13 protein-coding genes are annotated in these 16,185 nt (G+C 65.7%); 12 read left to right on the forward strand and 1 reads right to left on the reverse strand.

Annotation, left to right across the window (positions count from 1 at the left end):
- Positions 1 to 4 precede the first annotated feature (4 nt).
- The 7 genes from AIOL_RS08815 (at position 5) to AIOL_RS08845 (ending at position 8,273) form a co-directional block, all read left to right on the forward strand.
- Positions 5 to 850, forward strand: a complete 846-nt coding sequence (locus AIOL_RS08815) for a TRAP transporter small permease subunit (protein ID WP_049642640.1) — start codon at positions 5 to 7, stop codon at positions 848 to 850.
- Positions 850 to 2,748 carry a TRAP transporter large permease gene (locus AIOL_RS25850; protein ID WP_049642641.1) on the forward strand — a complete coding sequence of 633 codons (1,899 nt, stop codon included), beginning with the start codon at positions 850 to 852 and terminating at the stop codon, positions 2,746 to 2,748. Before AIOL_RS08815 ends, AIOL_RS25850 begins: the two co-directional genes overlap by 1 nt.
- Positions 2,749 to 2,817: 69 nt before the next feature.
- On the forward strand, positions 2,818 to 3,765 hold the full coding sequence (locus AIOL_RS08825; protein ID WP_049642642.1) for a phytanoyl-CoA dioxygenase family protein: 948 nt from the start codon (positions 2,818 to 2,820) through the stop codon (positions 3,763 to 3,765).
- A gap of 9 nt (positions 3,766 to 3,774) precedes the next feature.
- Positions 3,775 to 5,274 carry a UxaA family hydrolase gene (locus AIOL_RS08830; RefSeq protein WP_049642643.1) on the forward strand — a complete coding sequence of 500 codons (1,500 nt, stop codon included), beginning with the start codon at positions 3,775 to 3,777 and terminating at the stop codon, positions 5,272 to 5,274.
- 357 nt (positions 5,275 to 5,631) lie between these two features.
- Positions 5,632 to 6,639 (forward strand): Gfo/Idh/MocA family protein, encoded by a 1,008-nt coding sequence (locus tag AIOL_RS08835; RefSeq protein ID WP_049642644.1) that lies wholly within the window; start codon positions 5,632 to 5,634, stop codon positions 6,637 to 6,639.
- A 10-nt stretch (positions 6,640 to 6,649) separates the two neighbouring features.
- Entirely contained in the window at positions 6,650 to 7,555 is a 906-nt protein-coding gene (locus tag AIOL_RS08840; RefSeq protein ID WP_049642645.1) for a phytanoyl-CoA dioxygenase family protein, read from the forward strand.
- Positions 7,556 to 7,664: 109 nt separating this feature from the next.
- Positions 7,665 to 8,273: a carboxymuconolactone decarboxylase family protein gene (locus AIOL_RS08845; protein ID WP_049642646.1), complete on the forward strand. Its 609-nt coding sequence runs from the start codon at positions 7,665 to 7,667 to the stop codon at positions 8,271 to 8,273.
- 192 nt (positions 8,274 to 8,465) lie between these two features.
- On the opposite strand, the gene AIOL_RS08850 is transcribed toward AIOL_RS08845, so the two are convergent.
- Entirely contained in the window at positions 8,466 to 9,479 is a 1,014-nt protein-coding gene (locus AIOL_RS08850; RefSeq protein ID WP_049642647.1) for a LacI family DNA-binding transcriptional regulator, read from the reverse strand.
- Positions 9,480 to 9,805: 326 nt separating this feature from the next.
- Here AIOL_RS08850 and AIOL_RS08855 point away from each other — a divergent pair, with 326 nt between their 5' ends.
- The 5 genes from AIOL_RS08855 (at position 9,806) to AIOL_RS08875 (ending at position 16,009) form a co-directional block, all read left to right on the forward strand.
- Positions 9,806 to 11,155 (forward strand): ABC transporter substrate-binding protein, encoded by a 1,350-nt coding sequence (locus tag AIOL_RS08855; RefSeq protein WP_053101220.1) that lies wholly within the window; start codon positions 9,806 to 9,808, stop codon positions 11,153 to 11,155.
- A 78-nt stretch (positions 11,156 to 11,233) separates the two neighbouring features.
- Positions 11,234 to 12,478, forward strand: coding sequence for a sugar ABC transporter permease (locus AIOL_RS08860; protein ID WP_049642648.1), 1,245 nt, complete (start codon positions 11,234 to 11,236; stop codon positions 12,476 to 12,478).
- Positions 12,478 to 13,692, forward strand: coding sequence for a carbohydrate ABC transporter permease (locus AIOL_RS08865; RefSeq protein ID WP_049645348.1), 1,215 nt, complete (start codon positions 12,478 to 12,480; stop codon positions 13,690 to 13,692). The genes AIOL_RS08860 and AIOL_RS08865 overlap by 1 nt, the downstream gene beginning before the upstream one ends.
- Complete coding sequence (locus AIOL_RS08870) at positions 13,689 to 14,960, forward strand: MGH1-like glycoside hydrolase domain-containing protein (RefSeq protein WP_049642649.1); 1,272 nt, start codon at positions 13,689 to 13,691, stop codon at positions 14,958 to 14,960. Before AIOL_RS08865 ends, AIOL_RS08870 begins: the two co-directional genes overlap by 4 nt.
- Positions 14,960 to 16,009 (forward strand): ABC transporter ATP-binding protein, encoded by a 1,050-nt coding sequence (locus AIOL_RS08875; RefSeq protein WP_049642650.1) that lies wholly within the window; start codon positions 14,960 to 14,962, stop codon positions 16,007 to 16,009. Before AIOL_RS08870 ends, AIOL_RS08875 begins: the two co-directional genes overlap by 1 nt.
- The last annotated feature ends 176 nt before the right edge of the window (positions 16,010 to 16,185 follow it).

The raw sequence follows: 16,185 nt of genomic DNA on the forward strand, positions 1-16,185 counted from the left end.
AGAGATGAAACAGCAAACAGGGGGCCTTTGGGAATGGGTGGTGCCATTCTCCTTCGTGGTCTGCGCCAGTTGGGCCATCTGGCATCTCCCGGCCTATATCCTGACCATCGCCCCGCACGAGAACGCCTCGAAGCTGGGCCAGGTCAACGCGATTCACCAGACCAAGGACGTCACGCCGAACCTGCCGGGCCTGTTTGGCGGCGTGGCCGATATCGTCGACTGGCTGGCGGTGGCGATGCTGCCGGTGCTTATCCTGATCGGCATGCGCACGGTGAAGGTCGCGCAGATGGAGTTCCAGCACTGGCGCGCCATCGACCGCATCGCGCTGTTCTTTGGGCGCGTCACCATGATGCTGATCATCTCGATGACGCTGGTGATGCTTTACGAGGTCTTCGTGCGATACGCGCTCGAGCAGCCGACGCTTTGGGCCAACGAGCTGACGCTTTGGATCGGCGGCTTTGTGTTCCTGCTGTCGGGGTTCTACGGCATGCAGCAGCGCAGCCATATCCGCATCTTCCTGCTCTATGACGCGGTGCCGCGCTGGCTGCAGAAGGTCTTTGACACGACCTGGACCATCATCTTCGTGCTCTTCGCCGTGGGGCTGGTCTTTGGCAGCTATAAGCAGGTCTTCATCACCAAGTTCTACAATTGGGAGATGTTCGGCACCGCCTTTGACCCGCCGATCCCGGCGACGGTGCAGCCCGCCGTGCTGATCATCATCTGCCTGGTCGCGCTGCAATCGGTGCTGAACCTGATCAGCGACTGGAACTTAGAACCCGAGGTCCACTCGGTCGATGATATCGACCAGGAAGAGCTCGAGGCCATCAAACGCAGCGTAGGGGCAGAATAATGGACGTCGGCACAATATCACTGGTCGTCATCCTCGGCCTCATCATCCTGCTTGCCATCGGCATGCCGCTGGGCCTGGCCTCTGGCGCGCTGGCGCTGGTGGTCATGATCCTGAAATTCGAACCCACCATGTTCACGCATACCGCCTGCTATTTCTGGGCGGAGTGCGAGGGGCAGCGCATCCCCGGAATGCTCACGGCGAGGCCGGGCACGGGGGCGCTTTACCTCTTATTGCAGAAGATATTCGATCTGATGACCGAATATGTGCTGCTCTCGGTGCCCCTGTTCATCTTCATGGCCGCCCTGCTAGAGCGCTCGGGCATCGCCAAGTCGATGTATGACGCGCTGAACTACTGGCTGAGCCGGATGCGCGGCGGGATCGCGGTTGTGACCTCGCTGATGGCGGTGATCATGGCGGCGATGTCGGGCATCATCGGCGGCGAGGTGGTCCTGCTGGGGCTGATCGCGCTGCCGCAGATGCTGCGGCTGGGCTACAACCAGAACCTGGCCATCGGGACGATCTGCGCCTCGGGCTCGCTGGGGACGATGATCCCGCCCTCGATCGTGCTGATCATCTACGGGCTGATCACCGAGACCTCGATCAAGAACCTGTTCACCGGGGCGTTCATCCCGGGCTTCATGCTGGCCTCGTTCATCATCACCTACATCCTGATCCGAACGAACATTAACCCCAAGCTGGCGCCGCTGCCCGAGGAGCGGCTGCGCAGTGACCTGGCCGCGCTCGGCCCCGACGACAGCGCCGCGCGGGCGCGCATCCAGGGCGAGCTGGACGCCATGGCGGTGCAGCCGCAGGGCGGCGATAAGGCGGCGATGTTCGGCGCCTTCCTGTCGATCCTGTTCACCGCCGCGATGGTGGTGCTGCTGGCGCGGGTGCTGTTCTTTACCGCCACCGGGCAGAACATCCTGGAGGAGGGCGAGGACCCCATCGGGCTGGGCATGCCGATCCATATCGCCTATCTCGGCGGGCTTCTGGTGGTCGGGCTGGGCCTGGCCTTTGGGCTCTTTGGCATGGACCGGCTGTCCTTTGGCTGGCGCTATGGCAAGGGCCTGGTGGCGCCGTTCGTGGTGATCGGGGTCGTTTTGGGCTCGATCTATGGCGGCATCACCGGGATCACCGAGGCCGCCGGCATGGGCGCCCTGGCGGTCTACCTGCTGATGGTGATGTTCCAGAAGGACTTTGCCGAGTGGGTGGCGCTGGTGCGCGGCCACGCGGTGCATATCGTCGTGTTCCTGGCCGTGGTCTGGCTGCTGCCGCTGGCGCTGCCCTTTGGCAACCTGGTGCTGTTCCAATCGGTGCTGACGCTGGTCGCGCCGCTATACCTGACGACGCGGATCGAGGTCGTGCGCCAGGGGCTGTGGGACAGCATGATGCGCACGCTGCGCTCGACGGGCACCATCATCTGGGTGACCATCGGTGCGGCGGCGCTGGCGGGGGCCTACACGCTGGCGGGTGGCCCCAACCACATCGCCAGCATGATCGTGGGCTCCGAGATGCCCACCATGCTGGTGCTCTTGTCGATGATGGTGATCCTGCTCTTCATGGGCGCCTTCATGGACTGGGTGGGCATCGTGCTGCTGATCATCCCGGTCTTCTTGCCCATCGTGAAGAAGCTGCCCATTGAGGAGATCGGCTTTATCGGGCAGCTGGAGCCGAAATATGTCAGCGTCTGGTTCGGCGTGCTGTTCTGCATGAATATGCAGGTGTCGTTCCTGTCGCCGCCCTTCGGCCCGGCGGCGTTCTACCTCAAATCGGTGGCGCCGTCGCATATCTCGCTGACGGATATCTTCAAGGGCTTCCTGCCCTTCATCTGCATCCAGCTCTGCGCGCTGTCGGTCCTGCTGATCTGGCCGCCGATTGTCGAGCTGCTGCTGGAGTAAGCCGCTGGTCCGGGGCGGCTCATCCTGGGGCCGCCCCGCCCGACCCATAGCCGCAAAGGAGGTGGCATCATGTTGAACCAGGACCAAATCGCTACGTTCCAGAAGCAAGGCTATCTGGTTGTCGAGGACGTGTTAGAGCCCGCGCGCCTGGAGGCGGTGCGCGCGGAGTACAGCCAGCTGCTCGATGGGCTCTACGATGGCTGGCACCGCGAGGGGCGCGTGCCCGCGCCCAGGGGCTTGGATTTCTGGGGCAAGCTTCTGGCCGCCTATAAGGCCAGATGCGACTACTTCCAGCCGATGGACATCTCGCTGCCCGGCGACCGCATCCAGGCGGACACGCCGATGCATTTCGGCCCCGCGGTGTTCGACATGGTGACCTCGCCGCGGCTCTTGGACATGGTCGAAGACCTGATCGGGGCCGAGATCACCTCGAACCCGATCCAGCATGTGCGCATAAAGCCGCCGGCGGTCGATCTCGACAGCGACGAGGTGCGTGCGCATATCACCGCCACGGACTGGCACCAGGACCGCGCCGTGGCGCTGGCGGAGGCCGACCAGACGCAGATGGTCACCGTCTGGCTGGCGGTGACGGATGCGACGGTCGAGAATGGCTGCTTGCAGGTGCTGCCGCAGGAGGCTGGGCAAGAGATGCTGCCGCATTGCCCCAAGACCCAGACCGGCATCGCCGATGGGTTCGTGGACGAGGCGCGCGCGGTGCCCTTGCCGGTGCGGGCAGGCGGCGCGGTGATCTTTCACCCGCTGACGCCGCATGGCTCTTTGGCCAACACCACCGACGGCTTCCGCTGGTCGTTTGATTTGCGCTACCACGTGACGGGGCAGGCCTCTGGCCGTGGGCATTTCCCGGAATTCGTGGCGCGCTCGCGCGCCCGCCCCGAGACCGCTTTGCGCGACTGGCGGGCCTGGCGCGGCATGTGGGAGGACGCCCGCACGCGCCTGGCCCAGGCGCCGCATGTTGAGCTGCATCGCTGGACGTCAGGCGCGCCGTACTGCGCCTAAGGAGATAAGATGGATTATGTGCGCCTAGACCCCGCCGACAATGTCGTGACCGCGACCCGCGCCTTGCAGGCGGGGCATCAGGTCGAGGGCGCGGCGACCCGCGCGCTGATCCCCTCGGGGCATAAGATCGCCACGCGGGATATCGCGGCGGGCGAGCAGGTGCGCAAATACGCGCAGTTCATCGGCTTGGCCTCCGAGGACATCGCCGCGGGCGACCACGTGCACACCCATAACCTGGAGTTCCGCGCCACCGAGGTCGATTACGAATTCGGCACCGACCTGCGGCCCGTCGAACCGTCCAGCGGTGATACGTTCATGGGCTATCGACGCGACAGCGGCCGGGTCGGCACGCGCAACTACATCGCCATTGTGACGTCGGTGAATTGCTCGGCCACCGCGGCGCGGCGCATCGCCGACCACTTCACCGCCGACCGGCTTAGCGACTATCCCAACGTGGATGGTGTGGTGGCGTTCGTGCATGGCACCGGCTGCGGCATGGCGGGCGACGGCGAGGGGTTCGAGGCGCTGCAGCGCGTCATGTGGGGCTATGCGCGCCACCCCAACCACGCGGGCGTGCTGATGGTGGGTCTGGGCTGCGAGATGAACCAGATCGACTGGCTGTTGGAGGCCTATGGGCTCAAGCAGTCCGAGACCTTCCAGGTGATGAACATCCAGAACGTGGCGGGGCTGCAAAAGACCATCGATATGGGCATCCAGAAGGTCGAGGCGATGCTGCCCATCGCCAACCAGGCCCAGCGAGAACCATGCCCGGCCTCTGAGCTGATGGTGGCGCTGCAATGCGGCGGCTCTGACGCTTGGTCGGGGGTCACGGCGAACCCGGCACTGGGCTATGCCTGCGACCTGCTCGCCGCGCAGGGCGGCACCGGCGTGCTGGCGGAGACGCCTGAGATCTACGGCGCCGAGCACCTCTTGACCCGCCGCGCCGCTGACCGCGCCACCGGCGAGAAGCTGATCGGCCTAGTGGAGTGGTGGAAGGATTACACCGCGCGCAATAAGGGCTCGATGGATAACAACCCCAGCCCCGGCAACAAGAAGGGCGGGCTGACCACGATCCTGGAGAAATCCCTGGGGGCGGCGGCCAAGGGCGGCACCTCGCCGCTGGCGGGGGTCTATAAATACGCCGAACCGGTGACCGCGCGCGGCTTCACCTTCATGGACAGCCCCGGCTACGACCCGGCCAGCGTGACGGGCCAGATCGCGGGGGGCTGCAACATGGTGGTCTTCACCACGGGGCGCGGCTCGGCCTTTGGGTCAAAGCCCGCGCCTACGATCAAGGTCGCCACCAATAGCGAGCTGGCCGTGCGTATGCCCGATGACATGGATGTGAACGCGGGCGAGATGCTGACCGGCGGCGTGACGCTGGAACAGAAGGGGCGCGAGATCTACGAGCTGATCCTGCGCGTGGCCTCCGGCGAGGTCTCCAAATCCGAGGCGCAGGGCCTGGGCGATTACGAGTTCGTGCCCTGGCAGATCGGCGCGGTGATGTAATGCGGTTTACTCTGGACGGCGCAAAACTCTTAGAAGAGTTTTGTCGCAGGATTTTGCAAAATCCTGCTGCCCGCCCAGTGTCGCGCGAGAGGCCCAGCCTATGAAGCGGATCGCAGTTGCGGGGCTGGGGCTGATCGGCGCGTGCCACCCGCGCGCGATCCTAGCCGCGCCTTCGCATTTGCATGCCGATCACGCCGAGATCTGCCTCGGGCGAGGTGTCCAAGTTCGTGCCCTGGCAGATCAGTGCGGTTATATGATGCGGTTTACTCTGGACGGCGCAAAACTCTTGCAAGAGTTTTGTCGCAGGATTTTGCAAAATCCTGCCGCCCGCCCAGTTTCGCGTGAGAGGCCCAGCCTATGAAGCGGATCGCAGTTGCGGGGCTGGGGCTGATCGGTGCGCGGCATGCACGCGCGGTCCTTGAGCATCCGGGCGCGGAGTTGGCCGCTGTGGTGGAACCCGATCCCGCGCTGCGTGCCCAATGGGACGTGCCCGGTTACGCCTCGCTTGCCGAGGTGGACGGCGCCGTGGACGGCGCGATCCTGGCCACGCCCTCGCATCTGCATGCCGATCACGCCGAAATCTGCCTCGACCGTGGCTGGCCCTGCCTGATCGAGAAGCCGATCGAGGTCTCGCTGGCGGCGGCGGACCGGATCGTTGCGGCCTCGGCGTGGGCCGGGCTGCCGGTCTTGACCGGGCACCACCGGCGCTACCACGCAAGCGCGCAGGCCTTGCGCGAGATCGTGCGGGGCGGAGAGATCGGCCAGCCGGTGCTGGCCAATGTGATCTGGGCGGTGAAGAAACCCGACGAGTATTTCCAGGGGAACTGGCGCGCCGGCGGCGCGGGCTCGCCGGTTATGATCAACACCGTGCATGACATTGACTTCCTGCGGTTCATCCTCGGGGAGATCGCCGTGGTCTCGGCGCAAGGATCGCGGCCCGTCAGGGCCGCCCCCCGCGTCGAGAGCGGGGTGGTGACGCTGCGCTTTGAGAGCGGCGCGATGGCCTCCATCGCCTTCGCCGATACCTGCCCCAGCCCCTGGGGCTTCGAGGCCGGGACCTATGAGAACCCCAATATCGCGGGCTCCGGGCAGGACTGCATGTGGATCATGGGCACCAAGGGGGGCGTGTCCTTCCCGTCGCTTACCGTCTGGACGGGTGCGGCGCATTGGGGGGAGGCGCCGCATCAGCGGCGCGCTCCTGCCGCCGACACCGTGCCGCTTGAGGCCCAGCTCGCGCATTTCCTTGACGTCCTGGACGGGGCGGCGCCCCTGATCACCGCGCAGGACGCCCGCCAGACATTGGCCGCCACGCTGGAGGTCGAGCGCCAGGTGGCGCAGGGCGCTGCCCAGGCAAGAGCCTCATAGGGAGACGCAAATGACAGAAGTTCTAACCCAAGCGCAGATCGACGAGTACCGCGAGACGGGCGGGATCGTGGTCGAGGGTCGCCTCAGCGCGCAGGACCTCGCCGAGATCCGCGCCGCCATCGCGCAGTCCTACGAGGAGGCGCGCGGGCTGACTGCCTCGACGGACAGGCTGGACCTAGAGGACAGCCACGCGCCCGACGACCCGCGCATCCGCCGCATCAAGCTGCCGCATACCCAATACGAGGTGTTCCAGCGGCTGATGACCTCGGACGCGATCCTGGCGCCCGCCCGCGACCTGATCGGGCCGAACCTGCGGCTGCACACCACCAAGCTGAACATGAAGATGGCGGGCTATGGCGCGGCGGTAGAGTGGCACCAGGACATGGCCTTCTACCCGCACACCAATGACGACGTGCTGGCGATGGGCGTGATGATCGACGACATGGAAGCCGAGAACGGCCCACTGATGATCTTCCCCGGCTCGCATCGCGGGCCGACGCTGGACCACCACGCGGATGGGGTGTTCGTGGGCGCGGTGGACCTGGCGGCGAACGGCCTGGACCTGGGGCAGGCGAAGATGCTGACCGGGCCGGCGGGGTCGGTCTCGATCCATCACGGGCGGGTGCTGCATGGCTCGGGGCTGAACACCTCCGACCGGGACCGGCGGCTCTTGTTCTACGAGATGATGGCCGCCGACAGCTTCCCGGTGATGGGCTCGATGACGGGCTTCGCCTCGCTGGAGGAATACGACACGCGGATGCTCTGCGGGCAGCCCACGATCCAGCCGCGCCTGACGGACTGGCCGGTGCGCATCCCGCTGCCGCATCCCTCGGATCGCGGCTCGATCTATGAGATCCAGAAGGGGCTGAAGCATCGCGGGTTCTCGATCTATGACACCGATGAGGGGTCCGGCTAGGCGCCGGATGAGGTCCTTGGCGCGGCGCGGTCTGGTAGACCGTGCAGCGGTCCCCTAAGCTGCTCCAGCGCATCACCACCCGCGCATCACTTACCACCAAGGAGCCCGCATGACCTGGATCACCACCATCGCTTACGAGGCCGCCACCGGGAAGCTGAGGAAGCTCTATGACCGCGTGACCGGCCCCGACAACAATGTCGACAACATCATGATGGCCCACAGCCTGCGTCCCCACTCGATGGAGGGGCATATGGCGATCTACAAATACGTGCTGCACCATTCGGGGAACACGATCCCGAAATGGTTCCTGGAATGCCTGGGGGTCTGGGTCAGCGCGCTGAACGGCTGCGATTACTGCGTCGAGCATCACTTTGGCGGCATGCGGCGGTTGGTCGGCGACGACGCGCGCGCGGATGCGATCCGGGCCGCGATTGAGGCGCGCGACGTGGCGGGCGCGCCGCTGGAGCCGCGCGAGCGGCTGGCGATGGATTACGCGCGGGTGCTGACCGAGGATCCCTCGGCCCTGACAGAGGCCCATGTGCAAGGCTTGCGCGACGCGGGCTGGGAGGATGGCGAGATCCTAGAGATCAACCAGGTCTCGTCCTATTTCTCTTACGCCAATCGCACGGTGCTGGGGCTGGGCGTGAATACCGAGGGCGACATTATCGGGCTGTCGCCTAACAATTCTGATGATCCCAACGACTGGAACCACAGCTAGGGTTCTGTCGGTGCGCCGCGTCGCCGGAACTCTGTTAAGGCTCTGACGCGTAACGCTTTAGTCATCTGAGCGCGTCATTCGTGGGAATGCTGCACGCAAGGTCCGCGCCCGTCTTGGGGGCAGGCGCGGGCGCGCGCCAGATCGTAAGCGAGCCGCGCCGTATGCATTGCGGCGTATTCCAGTTCCGCGCGACTAGCGCTGCATCGGCGGCTTGGTGGTCTCGCGCAGCACCATGCGCGCGGGCACATGCGAGACGGTGATCGGCATGTCGGGCTCGCGGATGCGCTCCAGCATCACGCGGGCCAGCTTGCGGCCCAGCATATAGGGCGAGACCGCCATTGTGGTCAGGGGCGGCACGGCGAGCTCGGCGTCCTGGATGTCGTCGAACCCCACGACCGAGACCTCGCGCCCAGGCATCTCGCCCCGCCGTTGCAGCGCCAGGCAGGCGCCAATGGCCACCATGTCGCCGTTGCACACCAGCGCGGTCACGTCCGGATGCTGGCGCCTTATCTCGTCCATCGCCTGCATCCCGGCCACGCGCCCATCCTCGCAGTCCCATACGATCGGCGCGCCGAGCCCGAGCTGCGCCAGGGCGGACGTATAGCCCTCGATCCGCTCCGAGCGCACCGCGACCCGCGCGGTGCCGCCCAGAAAGGCGATGCGGCGATGCCCCAGCTCGGCCAAATGATGCGTGGCCTCCGCCGTGGCCTTGGCGTTCTCGATGCCGATGTGATCGAGATCGGCGAATTCGGAGCGGCGCAGGAAGGTCACGCTGGGCAGCTGATGCGTGGTGAGCAGCTCGAAGGTGGATTTGGGCGTGTCCTCGGCGGGCACCCATAGGACGCCGCCGCGGGTGGAGCGGATGAACGCCTCCAGCTGGTTGCGCTGGCGCTCGGCGTCGTCGCGCGCGTCCAGCACCGACAGCAGGTAGCCCTCTGACTCGAACAGGTCGCTGGCGCCGCTGATGATCTCGGCGTTGAACGGGTTGGCGATCTTGTGGATCGACAGCCCGATCTCGCGGTTCTCGCCCGAGCGCATCGCCGCCGCGCGCCCATCGGGCACATAGTTCAGCTTCTTGGCCGCAAGGCGCACCTTCTTGCGGGTCAGCTCAGAGATCCGTCCCGCGCCGCGCATCACCTGGCTGGCGGTCGCGACCGAGACACCGGCCTCCTTGGCGACGGTTTCCAGTTTGGGTTTCTTGCTCATCCGGGCCGGGGCAGGGCGGGGAGCGGGCGCGTGGCTGCGGGCATTTGGTCTCTTTTAGTGTTAACGTTGCACCACATTCTGCTCCAAAGGGGCCAATTTTTCAAGTGAATAACTTCCTGATATTCGGACGCTTCTCGTCGTTGCGGCCCAAAATTCGTTGACAGGGATAAAACGTTATACCAAAATCCTGACCATCCAATTCGAGTCGCCCTCCGCATTTTCGCGGTCGGTCAGGGTCGAGCAAAGGATGGGATCGCATCGGCCCGCCGGGGCGGTCTTGGATTGCGTTGGGCCGCATGTGCGGCGCCACACTCAGGGAGGAAATAATGTTTTTGAACTTTAGATTGGTTGGTGCCGTCTCCGGGCTGGCCCTGCTGGCGTCCACCGCCGCCGCCGTGGCGCAGGAGATCCGCGTCTGGACCACCGAGACCCAACCCGCGCGCCTAGAGCGCCAACAGAACATGGCGGCCGAGTACGAGGCCGCCACCGGCGTCAAGGTCGAGATGATCCCCGTCGACGAGAAGGAATACGGCACCCGCGCCACCGCGGCCTTCGCCGCGGGCGACCTGCCGGACGTGATCTACTACCCGCTGCAATACGCGCTGCCATGGGTCGAGGCGGGCATCCTGGACGCCGAGGCCTCGCAGGAGGTGCTCGAGGCGCTGGGGGCCGACACCTTCGCGCCCGGCCCGGTCGCCATGGCGCAGACCTCTGACGGCGTGGCCGGGGTGCCGGTGGATGGCTGGACGCAGATGGTCGTCTACCGCAAGGACCTGTTCGACGCCAACGGGCTTGAGGCCCCCACCAGCTATGCCAATGTGGTGGCCGCGCTGGGTAAGCTGCACAACCCGCCAGAGATGTTCGGGTTCGTGGCCGCCACCAAGGTGGACGAGGGCTTTATGAGCCAGGTGCTCGAGCATGTGCTGCTGGCCAATGGCGCCACCCCGGTGGACGCCAATGGCTTTGCGGGCTTTGACGAGGCCAAGACCGTCGAGGCGCTTGAGTTCTACAAAGAGATCGCCGCCGCCTCGCCCCCGGGCGAGCTGTACTGGAAGCAATCGCGCGAGCTCTACTTTGCCGGTCAGGCCGCGATGATCATCTGGTCGCCCTTCATCATGGACGAGCTGGCCGGGCTGCGCGACGCCGCCCCGGTGACGATCAACGATGATCCGACCACGCGCGATCTGGCCGCGGCCACCGGCTTTATCACCAACTTCGCGGGTCCGTCGAACCCCGATGGCGCCGCCTGGGCCGATAGCCGCTATTTCGGGATCACCGCGGATGCCGATACCGAGGCCGCGCAGGACTTTGTGCAGTTCGCCGTCAGCGGCGGCTACATGGACACTCTGGCCATCGCGCCCGAGGGCAAGTTCCCAAGCCGCAACGGCACCTCCGAGAACCCGACCGAGTATATCGACGGCTGGTCCAAGCTGGATGTGGGCGTGGATCGCCGCGCGCCGCTCAGCGATCTTTACCCGGCGGATGTGATCTCGAACATCGTGGCCGGTCTCGATGTGGGCCAGCGCTGGGGCGTGGCCGAGGGCCAGCTGGGCCTGGCGTCCAAGATCATCAACAGCCAGGCGATCAACCGCGTCACGCGTGAGTTCCTGGACGGCGACATCGAAGCGGCCGCGGCCGTGGCGAAGATGAACGACGAGCTGAGCAAGATCGAGTAGCGATCCGCCAGCTTTGCGACTTCCCAGGCGGCGGCGCGCCCGCCGCCTGACCCCAAACGCCCGACTTTGGAGAGAACGATGACGACCCCGGTGCCGCCGACGGGTACGGGTCCGCTTGCCAAACGTGAGGCACGATTGGCCTGGGGACTTCTGTTTCCCACGATTTTCTCAGTCTCCCTTGTGGTGCTCCTGCCGCTCCTGGCGATCTTCTGGGTCAGCTTTAAGCCCATCGGCCTGGAGGACCTGCGACCCCCCGAAAGCGTGGTGCGCGAGCAGCTGCGCGGCCGCCCCGCCGCCGATGGCGACGCCGCGACCCTGCGCTACCGGATCCGCAACTCCAGCCAGAAAGAGCCCATCACCGGGGTCACGATCACCGACAGGCTGCCCGAGGGGCTGGCGATCATGTCGGTGGACGCGCGCTGCGACCTCGACGGGCTGGCGTTGTTCTGCGACCTGGGCGATTTCGCGCCCGGACAGCGCGAGAATATCGAGATCGAGGTGACCGTCAGCCAGGCCTTCCTGGATGCCGACCCCGATCTGGACGACACCCCCGCCATCGTCACGGGCAAAGGCAAGAACATCCTCACCAATGCCGAGTTCACGCTAGAGAACTTCGCCCGCATCTTTGACGGCGACGAGTTCTGGGCCGTGCTCTACGCCACCATGTTCTACACCATCGTGGGCACGGTGGGGGCGCTGGTGGTGGGGCTCTTTGCGGCGCTCTTGCTGAACAAGGAGTTCCGCGGCAAGGGGCTCGTGCGCGGGCTCTACCTGTTCCCATATGTGGCGCCGGTGATCGCGGTGGCGTTTTCCTGGGTGACGCTGTTCGACCCCTTCTCGGGCTCGGTGAACGCGCTGCTGGTGCAGATGGGCGTGGTGGAGAGCCCGATCAACTTCTTCGGGCAGCGCCCGCAGGCGCTGGTGATGGTGACGGTGTTCGAGATCTGGCGCTACTTCCCGCTGTCCTTCCTGTTCATCCTGGCGCGCATGCAGAGCATCGACACGGATATGTACGAGGCCGCCGATATGGACGGGGCGAGCCCGTTCCAGAAGTTCTGGTACCTGTCGTTGCCGATGCTCTTGGGCATCCTAAGCGTGCTGTTCCTGCTGCGCTTTATCTGGACCTTCAATAAGTTCGACGACATCTTCCTGCTGACCGGGGGCTCGGCGGGCACGCGCACGCTGACGGTAAATGTCTACGAGCAGGCCTTTGCGGTCAGCAATATCGGCGCGGGGGCGGCGGTGGCCGTGGTGATCTTTGGCTTCCTGCTGGCGTTCTCGATCTTCTTCTTCAAATACATGAGCCGGGAGGAGGGGCTATGATGCGCGCGCTTCGCAACGGGCCCCTGACCGCCGCGGTGATTGGCGGGCTTTGGGCCTTCACCATCGCGATCATCGTGGCCGTGGTGATGTCCTTTTCGACCGGCGAGGCGTTCCGGCCGTTCTTTTGGGTGTCGCTGGGGCTGGGTGCTGTGACGGGGCTGATTACGCTCTATTACCGCGATGCGCGGGTGCTGGTGGCGGCCCTTGCGGTGATCTCCGTGGGGTTGGGCGCGGCGGGCGCCGGCGCGATCCTGGTGGGCGAGGGGGTCTCGCTGACCGCCCTGGCGCTTGCGAATGCGGGGTTTGCGCTCTTTGCCGCCTGGCCGCTGGTGGTGATCCTGCGCAGCCTGGTACCGGGCCCGGTGGACAAGCACCAATGGGAGGAGGCCGTGATCCGGTTCCTCACCGGCTTTGGCTACATCTTCTTCACCACGGCGGTGCTGGTGCCGTTCTATGTGATGATCATGACCAGCCTGAAGAACCAGCAGGACCTGCTGCAGAACCCGCTGGATTTCACGATTGATTTCTCCAAGGGCTGGGGCCTCTTGCGCAGCTATTTCGAGCTGTTCGGGGATTTCGGCTTCGGGTCCTACCTGTGGACCAGCTTTTATGTCTCGGTGCTGACGGTGTTCATCACGCTGGCCTTCTCGATCCCCGGCGCATACGCGGTGGCGCGGCTGCGGTTCAAGGGGCGTGCGGCGTTCGGGCGCTCGATCCTGTTGATCTACATGGTGCCGATGATCGTGCTGGCGCTGCCGATCTATATCGTGTTCTCGATGACCGGGCTGCGCAACACCATCATCGGGATCGTGATGATCTACCCGGTCACGACGATCCCGGTGGCGCTTTACATGCTACAGGGCTACTTCCGCGGGCTGCCCGCCGAGGTCGAGGAGGCCGGGCTGATGGACGGGCTGAACCGGCTGCAGGTGATCTGGAAGATCACGCTGCCGCTCGCGCTGCCCGCGCTGGCGTCGGTCTCGCTTTACGTGTTCATGATCGCCTGGAATGAGTTCCTGCTGGCCTTCATGCTGCTGGATGATCCGGCGAAATTCACGCTGACCCGCGGGGTGGCGTCGCTGAACTCGTCGGAGGTTCCGCGCCAGCACCTGATGGCGGGCGCGGTGATTGCAACGATACCGATCATGGCCCTGTTCCTGGGGCTGGAGCGGTTCATGACCAAGGGCCTCACCGCCGGGAGTGTCAAAGGATGAGTGGACTAGACAATATCTCGCTCGACGAGAGGGCGCGGGCGATCCTGCGCGCCAATGATCGCGGCGGGTTCACCCTGCCCACGGAGGGGCTCTACCCCTACCAGTGGAACTGGGACAGCGCCTTTGCGGGCTGGGGCTTCGCAAGCTTCGATCTGGACCGGGCCTGGCAAGAGCTGGAGAGCCTGTTTTCCGGCCAGTGGCCGAACGGCATGGTGCCGCATATCCTGTTCCGCAGCGATGACCCGGGCTATTTCCCCGGGCCGACGGTCTGGGGCACGCAGGGGATCGGCCCGATCCCGTCCTCGGGGATCAGCCAGCCGCCCGTCGCGGCCACCGCGATCCGGGCGATCTGGCAGGCCGATAAGGCCGCGGGGGATGCGCGCCTGCGCGCGCTGCTGCCCGGGATCAAGGCTTGGCACAGGTGGTTCATGGACTGGCGCCGCACGCCAGAGGGGGCGATCTTTGTCACCCACCCCTGGGAGGCCGGGCGCGACAACACCGCCGACTGGGACAGCGCCATGGCGATGATCGAGCCCGCGGGCGTCGGCGACTACACCCGCCGCGACACCGCCCATGTGAACGCCGAGATGCGCCCCACCAAGGCCGATTACGATCGCTATATCTGGCTGGTGAACCGGGGCCGCAACATGGGCTGGGACGAGGCCGAGATGGCCAAGGACCGCCCCTTCGCGGTGGCGGACCCCACCATGACCTTCATCCTGCTGCGCGCGAACCGGGACCTTTCGCATATGCTGGCCGCGCATGGGATGGACACCGCCGAGGTGGACGGCTGGACGATGCGGCTGGAGGCGGGCTGCGCGGCGCTGCGCCACCCCGAGCTTGGCTTTTTCGATGCGGTGAACCTGCGCACGGGGGCCCATACCGGGCATCTGACCTCGGCGTCGTTTCTGTGCTGGTACGCCGGGCTGGATGACGCGCGGATGCGCGCGGCGGTGACCGAGGGGCTGGCCTCGTCCAGCTACCCGCTGCCCAGCCTGGCGGTGGACTCGCCGCATTTTGACGGGATGCGCTATTGGCGCGGGCCGACCTGGGCGATGGTGAATATGATGATCGGGCTGGGGCTGGCCGATATGGGGCTTGCGGCCGAGGCCGAGCTGCTGCGGACCCGCACCGGCGAGATGATCGCCCAGCACGGCTTCGCCGAGTATTTCCACCCGCAGACCGGCGAGCCTGCCGGGGGCGGGACCTTCACCTGGACGGCCGCCGTCTGGCTGGCCTGGGCCTCACCGAACGCGGGAGACATGTGATGGGCGCGATAGAGCTAAGGGCCGTCGAGAAGTGGTTCGACGAGCTGCAAGTGATTAAAGGGATCGACCTGGACATCAAGGACGGCGAGTTCATCATCTTCGTCGGCCCCTCGGGCTGCGGCAAGTCGACCTTGCTGCGGATGATCGGCGGGCTCGAGGAGACCTCGCGCGGGGCGATCGTGCTGGACGGCACGGATGTGACCGACCAGCCGCCCAGCAAGCGCGGGCTGTCGATGGTGTTCCAAAGCTACGCGCTCTATCCGCATATGTCGGTGCGCGACAATATGGGGTTCTCGCTGAAGACCGCCGGGGCGCCCAAGGCCGAGATCGCCGAGAAGGTGAATGAGGCGGCGCGGGTCCTCAAGCTAGAGCCCCTGCTGGATCGCCGCCCCAAGGACATGTCCGGCGGGCAGCGCCAACGCGTCGCGATAGGCCGCTCCATCGTGCGCGCGCCCACCGCGTTCCTGTTCGACGAGCCCCTGTCGAATCTCGACGCGGCCCTGCGCGTCGAGATGCGGCTAGAGATCGCGCGGCTGCACCAGTCGCTGAAGACCACGATGATCTATGTCACCCATGACCAAGTCGAGGCGATGACCCTGGCCGACCGCATCGTGGTGCTGGACGCGGGCAGGATCGCCCAGGTCGGCACCCCGCGCGATCTCTATAACCACCCCGCCGACCTCTTCGTGGCGCAGTTCATCGGCTCGCCCAAGATGAACGTGCTGCCCTGCGGTGCGGCGGATGGGGCGTTCATGCTGCAGGGCGGCCGCGGCAGCGCCTTTGACATGGCGCGCGGCGCGCCCGCACATCTGGGCATCCGGCCCGAGCATATCGTGCTCGGTGCGGCGGGCAGCGGCAATTGCGACGGCACCGTCGAGGTGGTCGAGTATCTGGGCGCCGACAGCTATGTGTTCGTCAATTGCGGCCCGCTTGGCGTGGTCAACGTGCGCGTAAGCGGCGCAGAAGAGCACGCCGTGGGGCAGGATGTGGGGCTGAGCTTCCCGCCCGAGCGGCTGCATTTCTTCGGCGCGGATGGCAAGGCCGTCTGATCCGCGCGTACTGGGCGGTCTTGCGGGCGTAATCGTTGGCGTGGAGCGGACATTGGCAGGTGGCAATTTTCTTGCAAGAAAATTGCGAAACTCTTGCAAGAGTTTCTTTGGCGCGACACGAGATGTTCCTTCTAGCGCGACCTCTTGCCCGTTTGCGGGCCCAACTTTCCTTGGAA

The sequence above is a fragment of the Candidatus Rhodobacter oscarellae genome (genome assembly GCF_001078595.1).
Taxonomy (GTDB): domain Bacteria; phylum Pseudomonadota; class Alphaproteobacteria; order Rhodobacterales; family Rhodobacteraceae; genus Rhodobacter_B; species Rhodobacter_B oscarellae.